At 39.5% G+C, this 10,626-nt stretch carries 9 protein-coding genes; 5 read left to right on the top strand and 4 right to left on the bottom strand.

Features of this window, described 5'->3' with window-relative positions; all coding sequences use genetic code 11:
* Positions 1-899 precede the first annotated feature (899 nt).
* Entirely contained in the window at positions 900-2,126 is a 1,227-nt protein-coding gene (locus tag BLR60_RS23565) for an MFS transporter (protein WP_090504685.1), read from the top strand.
* 52 nt (positions 2,127-2,178) lie between these two features.
* Here the strand turns inward: BLR60_RS23565 and BLR60_RS23560 are convergent, their stop codons facing one another.
* Together BLR60_RS23560 and BLR60_RS23555 are read right to left on the bottom strand one after the other, a co-directional pair.
* Positions 2,179-3,159, bottom strand: a complete 981-nt coding sequence (locus BLR60_RS23560) for a glycoside hydrolase family 43 protein (protein ID WP_090504682.1) — start codon at positions 3,157-3,159, stop codon at positions 2,179-2,181.
* Between the two features lie 631 nt (positions 3,160-3,790).
* Complete coding sequence (locus tag BLR60_RS23555; RefSeq protein WP_090504703.1) at positions 3,791-5,161, bottom strand: dipeptidase; 1,371 nt, start codon at positions 5,159-5,161, stop codon at positions 3,791-3,793.
* Between the two features lie 284 nt (positions 5,162-5,445).
* Here BLR60_RS23555 and BLR60_RS23550 point away from each other — a divergent pair, with 284 nt between their 5' ends.
* The 3 genes from BLR60_RS23550 to BLR60_RS23540 are packed head-to-tail and all read left to right on the top strand — an operon-like array spanning position 5,446 to position 8,530.
* Positions 5,446-6,423, top strand: coding sequence for an SGNH/GDSL hydrolase family protein (locus BLR60_RS23550; RefSeq protein ID WP_090504680.1), 978 nt, complete (start codon positions 5,446-5,448; stop codon positions 6,421-6,423).
* Positions 6,424-6,477: 54 nt separating this feature from the next.
* Positions 6,478-7,032, top strand: a complete 555-nt coding sequence (locus BLR60_RS23545; RefSeq protein WP_167354812.1) for a PH domain-containing protein — start codon at positions 6,478-6,480, stop codon at positions 7,030-7,032.
* Positions 7,025-8,530, top strand: a complete 1,506-nt coding sequence (locus BLR60_RS23540) for a PH domain-containing protein (RefSeq protein ID WP_090504676.1) — start codon at positions 7,025-7,027, stop codon at positions 8,528-8,530. Before BLR60_RS23545 ends, BLR60_RS23540 begins: the two co-directional genes overlap by 8 nt.
* Positions 8,531-8,575: 45 nt before the next feature.
* Here the strand turns inward: BLR60_RS23540 and BLR60_RS23535 are convergent, their stop codons facing one another.
* Positions 8,576-9,460, bottom strand: coding sequence for an NmrA family NAD(P)-binding protein (locus tag BLR60_RS23535; protein WP_090504674.1), 885 nt, complete (start codon positions 9,458-9,460; stop codon positions 8,576-8,578).
* 81 nt (positions 9,461-9,541) lie between these two features.
* On the opposite strand from BLR60_RS23535, the gene BLR60_RS23530 reads away from it, so the two are divergent.
* On the top strand, positions 9,542-9,895 hold the full coding sequence (locus tag BLR60_RS23530) for a winged helix-turn-helix transcriptional regulator (RefSeq protein ID WP_090504671.1): 354 nt from the start codon (positions 9,542-9,544) through the stop codon (positions 9,893-9,895).
* A gap of 69 nt (positions 9,896-9,964) precedes the next feature.
* Here the strand turns inward: BLR60_RS23530 and BLR60_RS23525 are convergent, their stop codons facing one another.
* Positions 9,965-10,288: a DUF493 family protein gene (locus tag BLR60_RS23525; protein WP_090504668.1), complete on the bottom strand. Its 324-nt coding sequence runs from the start codon at positions 10,286-10,288 to the stop codon at positions 9,965-9,967.
* Positions 10,289-10,626 lie beyond the last annotated feature (338 nt).

Genomic DNA, 10,626 nt, shown 5'->3' with positions numbered 1-10,626 from the left:
GCCCCGGCGGCAATGAGCCGAAGTAAACTATATCGCGTATTGACTGTGGCTAATAAACTAACTTAAAAGATTTCTCGCCGCCTGTACGGGCAGGCGCTACGGTCGAAATGACGGATTTTTCGGATAACGGCAATTAAAAGATCCTTCGTTCCTCAGGATGATAGAAAATATTGAGCAAGTATGAAAAGAGAAAAGGATACCGCACGCATTAAGATTAGCTTCGCTGAGCACTCCGTGGTTCCCGCCTGCGCGGGATCCGATAGCTATCGGATGACGGATTTATTGATGGAACAAAGACCATATTAGAAACTATCCTATACACCATGCGATCTGCACCATGCTACCCGGCCTGGCAGATTTCCGCCGGAAAAAGCACGGAAATCTTTGCAGTTCCCCCCTAATAACCCCACAGCCCAAGGCAGGATCAAAGCGGGCGCGGTGGGATAAGCAAGGATAAGAGCCTCGATGCTGCCGCTATCAGATTTCCGTAGTTTTTTACAAGAATTGCGTAGCAATCTTTTATACCGATAAAAACAATATGATCAAATAAAAAACGGATGCAAGCCTTTCAGTTATGCCTTTGTGTTTGTTGTTTTTAATTGCAGGCATGCTTTCGCTGCGCTCAGGTTTGTTACTTTTGGGCCAAGCCAAAAGAAAGAGCCCATCGGCGGCTAACCAAGGCAAGGCTGAGCAAAGGGATAAAACTGTAGCTATTAAACCAACTTAAAAGATTTCTCCGCTACGGTCGAAATGACGGATTTTTCGTTTTAACAGCAATCAAAAACTCCTCCGTACCTCCAGGAAGACAGAAAATAATGAAAAGCGTCAAACGAAAGAATTAAATTAAGATTTTTAAATAACATCTGGGTTTTGGTACTTTTACGCCATCTAAACACAACATGTTCAAACAAATTTTCAACAGTTACAAAACATCATTCAGCGGATTAAGCAAAGAAACCTGGCTGCTGAGCATTGTAATGATGTTTAACCGTTGCGGCAGCATGGCTGTACCTTTTATGGGTTTATACGTTACCCAAAGCCTGCACCGGTCTGAAATGGATGCTGGTTTAATTATCACTTTATTTGGCGTAGGCTCTATTTTAGGTTCTGCAACCGGCGGGAAACTAACCGATATAATCGGCTTTAGGCCGGTACAGATTCTCTCTTCCATTATTGGCGGATTGCTGTTTATCTTATTCTCAACCATCAGCCATTTTTCTACCCTGTGTGTACTGGCTGTGGTGATCAGTTTCTTTTCTGAAGCTTTCCGTCCGGCCAACTTCACCGCTGTGGCACATTATGCAAAAGAAAATACCATTACCCGCTCCTACTCACTTAACCGTTTGGCAGTTAATATCGGTTGGTCTGCAGGGATTAGCATGGCCGGGATTATTGCGTCTATTAATTACAAACTTTTGTTTATTGTAGAAGGATCGGTAAGTATGCTCGTTGGACTTTCGATTTTGTTTTTACTGCCTAAAGTGCAGGATTTTATTAAAAAAGCAAAAGAAAACCGCAGCACCATGGTGATTTTAAAACCCTGGGAAGATGGTTTCTACGTAAAATTTATTCTTTTAACTACCCTTTTTATTACCTGCGCTTTTTTAATGTTCAGGGTGGTACCGGTATTTTTTAAAGAGGAATGGCATATCGATGAATTTGCCATCGGGATTATTATCGGCTTAAACGGGGCCATCATTGCGCTGTTAGAAATGATCATGATCAATAAGATTGAAAAGAAAAGATCGCCCATGTTTTTCATCGTTATCGGCTCCGTTTTCTTTGCGGTATCTTACCTGTTGTTAAGCGCACCGATTATTTTCCACGTGCTATCGGCAGTGTTAACCATTGTTACCTTTACCGTTGGCGAAATGTTTGTACTCCCGTTTATCAATACCGTTGTCATTAGCAGAAGTAATGAACATAACCGCGGGTTATATGCAGCGGGTTATACGTTAAGCTGGTCTTGTGCACAGGTGGTAGGTCCGCTTGCGGGTTTTTATATTGCCAAACACCTGGTTTATAACTGGTTGTGGTTTGGCCTGGCCTGTATTTTATTGCTTTGTGCCTATGGTTTTAGTGTAATGGATAAGCGCCAGCAACAAACGGTATTAGAAGCGAATTAGTTTACAATTGGCAATGGCCAACTGTAAACTAAAAATGGTAAGCGGCAAATAACTATTTAAATTTCTGTGCCTTAACGCCTTCTTTGGTAATTTTTACTGGCAAAATCATACCATCAGCATCAAATTTCATTTCATCTATACAGGTTTCGCGATGGTTTCCATCAGTTTCGGTTAACGGCCTGCGGTGGTAAACAATATAATATTTATTTTTCTTCTCATTGATGATTAAAGAATGGTGCCCTGCCCCTCTGGCGATAGTTGCGTCTTGCTGTAAAATTTTACCTACTCTTTTGAACGGACCAAATGGCGAATCGCTTACGGCGTAGGCTACAGAATAATCTGGGCCGGTCCAGCCACCTTCGCTCCACATAAAATAATATTTACCATTCCTGATGAACATATAAGGCCCTTCTACATAATTATCAGGCGTAATTTCTTTAAAAATTTTACCATCATCAAAAGGCAAAAAGCCGGTAAAATCTTTATTCAGTTTGGCTATATTGCAGTGTTTCCATCCGCCATAAATTAGATAATACTGCCCGTCTTTATCTTTAAACACAAACTGATCAATCGGTTGTGCGCCGTTATGAAATTTATCTACCAAAGGTTTTCCCAAATGATCTTTAAACGGACCTTCTGGTTTATCGGCCACTGCAACACCGATTCCGCCCACCTCATTATCGCTCTGAATATCGTTAGCGCCAAAAAACAAATAATATTTTTTATCCTTTTGCACAATGGCCGGTGCCCACATGGCTTTATTTGCCCATTTAACCGCAGCAGTATCTAAAACATGAGGATGTTTTTTCCATTTTACCAGGTCGTCAGATGAAAAAGCATCCAAAAAAACCTGTTCTTTATACTTTGCAGAGTAGGTTGGATAAACCCAGTATTTATTATTGAAAACAGCAGCTTCAGGGTCTGCGTACCATCCGGGAAATATAGGATTTCCAGATTGCTTAATCGTTTTAGTATCCTGCGCAAAAGAAGTAAGCGCCGATAAAAGTAAAAGAGATGAGAATAAATATTTCATGGGTACAATTTAGAAAAAAATATGTGGTTTAAAAATTTGTTGATTGGTTTAACTGCAAAGGGCGCTAAGAAGAGGCGCAATTAAGCAGAGTTGGGAGGCATATTGTTTTAACCACAGAGGAAACTGAGATGGGCACAGAGAAAACTGAGTTTGGCCATACGAGCGATTTAACCGCAAAGGTGCGAAGAAAAGGCGCAAAGAACGCTGAGATTAAAATTTAAGAACGTTTGTTGGAAAAGCAGATGCAGTGCTTATCGGTTTCGCCAGTCCCGCTCCCGTTCCTGCTCCGATGAAGAATCGGGAGCATCCACTTAGATCGCCTGCCTGCTGCAGGCAGGGGTTTAGGCGGCAAAACTGGTGCTACTATAAAAGGTTTTATAGCGAATGCAGGTACAGGCTTTGTTTTAAAGTACAGCCCGCTGTTAATTAAACCCGACAGCAGCGGATAGCCCGGAATGGAGGGAAACGAAATGAGGACTAGAAGCGAATGGCGGGACGAAAGCACCTATGAAACACAGACCGTTCGTTTCCAAAAAAAATCCCTGCTTATTAAAAAAAATAGGCAGGGATGGTCTTCGACTCCGCTCAGACTGACAACTTTTACGACGCCAGATTGATGGCAAAATCTGGCTTATTTACTCAGTTCTGCAAAATATTTGTGGAACAGGGGCAAAGTCTCTATTCCTTTGTAGTAATTGTAAATATCATATTTCTCATTTGGCGAGTGTAGCGCATCGCTATCTAAACCGAAACCAAAAAGTACCGATTTAATACCCAATACATCCTCAAACAAGGCTACAATTGGGATACTGCCACCGCCACGGGTTGGAATAGCCGTTTTACCGAAACTATCTTCAATCGCTTTTTCAGCAGCTTTATAAGCTATACTATCAGTTGGGGTTACCACAGGTTCGCCACCGTGGTGAGGCGTAACTTTTACCTTTACATTTTTAGGCGCAATGCTTTCGAAATGTTTGGTAAAAATCTCCGCAATTTCTTCTGAGCTTTGGTTAGGTACCAAACGCATCGAAATTTTGGCGTTGGCTTTACTAGGTAAAACGGTTTTGGCACCCTCGCCAATATAACCGCTCCAGATTCCGTTTACTTCTAAAGTTGGACGTGTACCGGTACGCTCTAAGGTAGAATAACCTTTTTCGCCCCAAACTTCTTCAATATCAAGATCTTTTTTATATTCCGCTTCATCGTACGGTGCGGCATTTAATGCTTTTTTCTCTTCATCTGATAATTCTACCACCTTATCGTAAAAAGCAGGGATGGTAATGTGGTTGTTTTCGTCGTGCAAAGAAGCAATCATTTTACACAGAATAGTAGCCGGATTGGCCACCGCGCCACCATAAACACCAGAGTGTAAATCGCGGTTTGGCCCTACTACTTCAACTTCCATATAAGCCAGACCACGTAAACCGGTTTCGATTGATGGATGCTCCATACTAATCATTGAAGTATCAGAAATTAAAACTACATCTGCTTTTAAACGCTCGGTATTCGCATTTACAAAAATACCCAGGTTGGCAGAACCCACTTCTTCTTCACCTTCAATCATGAATTTAACGTTACAAGCCAGCGTGTTGGTTTGCATCATCAGTTCGAAAGCTTTTACATGCATGTAAAACTGGCCCTTGTCATCGCAGGCCCCGCGGGCATAAATTTTGCCATCGCGCACGGTTGGCTCAAAAGGTGGAGTATGCCACAATTCTAATGGATCAGCAGGCTGAACATCATAATGGCCATATATTAAAACAGTTGGTAAAGCAGCATCGATAATTTTCTCGCCATAAACAATAGGGTATCCGGCTGTCGGACAGATTTCTACGTGATCAGCTCCTGCATCCTTCAATTTTTGTGCTACATAATCGGCAGTTTTTAAAACATCACCTTTGTATTTAGGATCGGCACTAACCGATGGAAAACGCAATAACTCAAACAATTCATCTAAAAAACGTTGTTTGTGCGTTTCTACGTATTTTTTAATCTCTTGCATAACAAAATTAGTTTGGGCAAATATAGGCTTTACCAGATAAAAGGCACAGTAAACGATTAAATTATCATCCATACAGCTATAAAACTTAGCCTCCAGCCAGATGGCTACTGTATTTAATTATTAAAATCTAAAATCACCTGGTGATATTAAAGTTCAAAAACGGTCTCTTAAACCATACAAATCGTTTTATGTTTGTAAAAAAGAATAGTACCATATTATTTATATTTACTTTTTTGTAATTTGCGCCAAATATCCTTTAAACCCTGTACGAAAGAATTTTAACAATGAAGTTTAGCACGAAAGTATTTCTATCTATGCTGCTGCTTCTGGTTATCCGTATTTCTTCGTTCGCCCAGGATCCATCATCTCCTATCCGCGTAAGTTGCCCGGAAGCTGCGCAATACTATTCTAAAGACAGTATCAATATCGTAACTTTTGGCGCCAGCACCGTAGAAGGCGTAAAAGGTATTGGTTTCCAGAACATGCTGCAGAACAATTTTATAAATTGTTACACCAACAAAATAGTAGACATTACCAATCATGGTATTGGTGGCCAAACTACTTTTCAGGGCTTACTTAGAATAGACAACGCCATAGCCAACAGAACAGGTTTTATTGTAATTGATATGGGCATTAATGATGCTGTTGCAATGACTACGGGCAAAGGAAGCGTAGCCGAAACAGTTGCCAATATGCGGTCGTTAATTATGGTGAGCCTTAAACAGAAGTTGGTTCCTATTTTATGCACGCTACAGTTTATTGATGACAGGACCAATAAAGGTAATGTTGCTGTAAATACCAACATCAGGAATATAAATGCAGCCTACAGAAAATTAGCAACTGAATATAAAATATACCTGGCTGATGTAAATGCGGCAATGAGACGCGATTTTTCCCTTTATCAGGACCCGTTTCATCCAAATGCACGCGGTTACAGATTAATTAGTTATGTTATTTTCGACGCGATTAACAAAGCCATTTTCGAAAAATTCCTGAAGTTTACCGTTACCCAGAATTATCCGAATCCGGCAGCTATGCAAACATTTATAGATGTCGTTTTGCCTGAAACAGACAGAATTAACGTCCAGATTTACGATTTAATGGGACGGTTGGTTAAAACAGTGGTAAATGAATACCTGAATGTAGGCAAACACACTTTAGAAATCAATACCGCTACTTTTGTTCCAGGCATTTATTTCTTCAAAATTTCTTCTGATTCTGGACAATACAACACCAGCAAAAAGTTTATTGTAGCGAGGTAACAAAAAATTTAAATAGGAGACTATTTATAGATGAATATGTTTATACCTTTAAATATGCATACGGAGACCACTTTTACCAACGAAGTTATAAATCCCGATCTTCTTCCAAAATATGAAAATGTTCAGTTAAGCCGTTTACATCCAGATTATTGGAAAATCATTTGCATCAATCTATTGATCTTTTTTGCCCTGTTGGGAATAACAATAGCTGCCCTTCTATGGTTTGTTGATGAGGTAAAGCCAAATGCAAAATGGATCATTCCTGTTTATATCACTTTATTAGTTAGCGCCTTTTTACTTTTTAGAGTGAGTTTCAAAAAAAGGGGTTATGCGATCCGTACACACGATGTAATTTACAAAAGTGGGATTATTGCCGAATCGACTACAATTGTTCCCCTTAACCGGATTCAACATATCGAATTAAATGAAGGCCTGTTTTCTAGAATATACAAATTGGGATCGTTACAGCTATTTACCGCGGGTGGCCAAACGGGGCATATCCACATTTCGGGTATTGCCATTGACGAGGCAAAGCGTATTAGAGATCTATTGTTGAATAAATTAGAGCAGCTTGAAAATCCGTCAACAGAACTGAATCCTAATGAATAACGATTTTAGTAAACCGCAGCGCGAATCGGCCTTTGGTATCATCATTATGGGTGCACATACGATGCTGAAAATTGGCAAGGCTACTTTTTTCTTATTCGTTATTGCTTTTGTAAAAATGTCGGGCAGTTCTTTCACTTTCCTAATGTTAGGTATTGCTGCAATAATCGTATTCAGTTTAATATTTGCGTATTTATGGTACCTAAAATTCACATTCTTTTTAGATAAAGAAAAGCAGGAATTTGTAGTGAATAAGGGAATCCTCAATCGCGATCAGGTCATTATTCAGCTCGATAAAATACAGCAGGTTAACATTAACCAGAATATTTTGCAGAAAATGATCGGCGTTTATGGATTAAAAATCGATACCGCCGGTGCCCATGGAGAAGAAGTAAGCATAAAAGCCATTGATGAAATTTCGGCCTATATCCTTAAAGAACACCTGTTAAATGGAGAAAACACAACCATAACACAGCGTGAAGTTGAACAGGATAACGACAAAGCAGCAGCGGCACCTTTTTTAAAATTAAGCTCGTGGACATTGCTTAAAGTTGGATTAACCTCGAACTATGGCCAAAGTTTAGCTTTATTGGTTGCTTTCTTTTATACCGTTATATATGAAGGCAGACAGTTACTCGATGCTTTTAAAATTGATAAAGATGAAATTCAGAGCACAGTAACAGGTATGCTCACCATCGTTACGGTTTTTATTTTAATTGCCTGCCTTTTAATTTTACTGTTAATAATTAACCTGATTAGAACCTCTTACAAGTATTTTGAGCTCGAAATTAGTGAGCATTCGAATACACTCTTGCTCTCATCGGGACTAATTGCCAAGAAAAACACATTGGTTAGTCCAGATAAGGTACAGATAACAACATACAGCCAGAATTACTTTCAGAAAAAACTGAACATGCTGAATATGAGTTTAAAGCAGGCTCATTTTGGTCAAAGTAAAAAAGGGCACGAAATGCAGGGAAACACTTTAGAAATTCCGGGGTGTAATGCTGGCGAACGCGACGAATTGCTGAAGATGATATTGGCTAAAGTACCATTAAAGGAAAAAACCTTTATTCCCGACTGGCGTTTTTTAAACCTGCCAATTTTCTTCAAAATGGTTTTACCCGTTTCCATCTTTTTGATCATGGCATTTAATATTCCAGAACTAAAACCTTATATGAGTGCTGCCATCTTATATGTAATGATAGGTGTATTCATGATCTACATCAGTTACCGTCGGCACCGGATTTCAGTAAGTCAGGATTTTATTATTAAAACCAGCGGAATCTGGGACATTGCGAATGAAATTGTAGTGCCGAATAAAATTCAGGCCATTACTACTTTTCAATACCCCTGGCATAAAGGTGTGGATGTTGGCCACCTCACTTTACATACGGCTGCCGGTCAGATTCACTTCAAGCATGGCAATTATACCGAAATTAAGCAGCTTGTAAATTACTGGCTGTACCAGGTAGAAAGTAGAAATGAAAATTGGATGTAACCAAACAGTTGTCCGGCGGCTAAACCGAACAACTGTTTACTTTAATTAGTTGTGATATGCTGCAGCAAAATCATTAGCAAAATCTTGAAGTTTAACCTTGCCCAAAACAGGCCTGTTTTTATAATAATCTACAAAAAGTTTATTGCTCCTGATCGCATCGCCCATTTCTACATAGTTTTTGGCTATTTCTTCAGGCAAACCTGCGCCTACCATTCCGTTAAAGGCATCTTCATCACTAAATTCTACCCAGGGTAATTCGGGCTTACCCACTGCATCACCTAATGCTTTAGCAACATCAGCCGGCGTACTTTCATCATCGCTGGCTACATATTGGATGGTTTTACCTGTAAAATTGCTTTCCAAAACTTCTGCAATTGTCGCCGCAATATCAACAGGATGTACCAAAACAAGTCTGGCATCAGCACCAAAATTAGAACCCAATATATCTGCATGTTTAACCATATCAATATTGGCTAAAAAGTTAATATAGAAATAACCCGCACGTAAATGTTTTACGGCTACCTCATTTAGTTCGGCAAAAGTATTTTCTACGTCATGCAAACCGGCAATCGGACCGGTTCCATCAGGCAGATCCGCACCTACGCTACTTAAATTTACTACTTTTTTAACTCCTGAATTTTTTATGGCAGCAGCATAATTTTCGCCGATACCTTTTATATATTCCCTAAATTTCGGTGCTGCAAAATTTGGCGGAACCATGGTGTAAATGGCATCAGCCCCTGCGAAAGCACCTGTTAAAAATTCAGTATCGCTTACACTACCGATTAAAGGTACTGCGCCCAATGCTTTAATTGCTTCTGCTCTATCGGCACTGCTGCTAATTACTTTTACTTCGTGGCCTTTAGCCACTAATATTTCTGTCAATGGTTTTGTAATATTACCGGTTGATCCTGTTAATGTTATTTTCATGATTTTTTATCTTTAATTACTGAGTACAAAGCTATATTTGTGCTTACTTTTATACAAGTACTTACCCCAAAGTATGTAACCATGACAGCCATTAAAGAAAGTTCGACCCGTAATTTTAATAAAGGTGTAGCGCTAACCAGCTGCCCTGTTACTTTTGTAATGGAAAAAATTGGTGGTTATTGGAAGCCGATTATTATTTTTCATTTAATGAGTGGGCCAAAACGTTACAGCGAGTTAAAACGTGTTATACCACAGATTACAGAGAAAATGCTGATACAACACTTAAAGCAGTTGCAAAATGATGACCTTGTTCATCGGGACGCGCAGGCCGTTATCCCACCCGTGGTGACGTACAGCCTTACAAAATCCGGAGAGGATTTGTTTCAGGTATTAGATTCGATGGTTGATTGGGCCATTAAAAACGGATCGGTTTAACTCAAATTAAAATGAGTTTTAAGTTAAACCGAATCGCTAGCAAAGTATATTACCGGATGAAGTAATAAACTATAATATCATAATCCCTTTGATGTTGCCTGCCTGCTTGTAAACAGCAATCACCTCATCAGCATTTTGTACTGGCTTCTTTACCGTGATGGAAACATATTTCCCTGTTTTTGAGGGTTGCTCAATAAACTCATCATTAGGTAAAATGTTACGTAATTCCTGTATTTTATCTAAACCGCCGGTAATGATGAATTTAAAATTGTAAACACCTGGAAACTTTTCTACACTTTCCAGTTTCTCTTTTAAATTCACATAAATATCTGGGCTGGCCCCTTCCGGGATATCGGTAAACTCAATATCCTTATTTGTTTTTTTCTCTTCCATAACGAAGCATATCAAATTCTATACCCAAATAAACAGGGTGCAATTCTGACAGGATAATACTTTATTTAACCGAATAAATATGACTTTGGGTTTTAAACCCTCAATAGCAGCACAAACTCAATTTAAATAAACCTTGGCGAAGCGGATACCGGCCTGGTGCGTAAGGCCTGCAGGCGCCCGCCTGAACGAACGGGCAGGTATGAGCAAAGCAAAGGGCTACAGAATGCCATGAAACACTGATATAGCTTTCCTCAAAATCAATCAAAATAAGTTCTCTTTAGCATATTATACTAATGATTTTGAACAAGTTTATGGCGTGAAGGATTCTGAAACAAGTT

Source organism: Pedobacter terrae, from assembly GCF_900100705.1.
Taxonomy (GTDB): domain Bacteria; phylum Bacteroidota; class Bacteroidia; order Sphingobacteriales; family Sphingobacteriaceae; genus Pedobacter; species Pedobacter terrae.
Note: the sequence above shows the minus strand (reverse complement) of the source record. Positions and strands in the feature narration are given on the sequence as shown.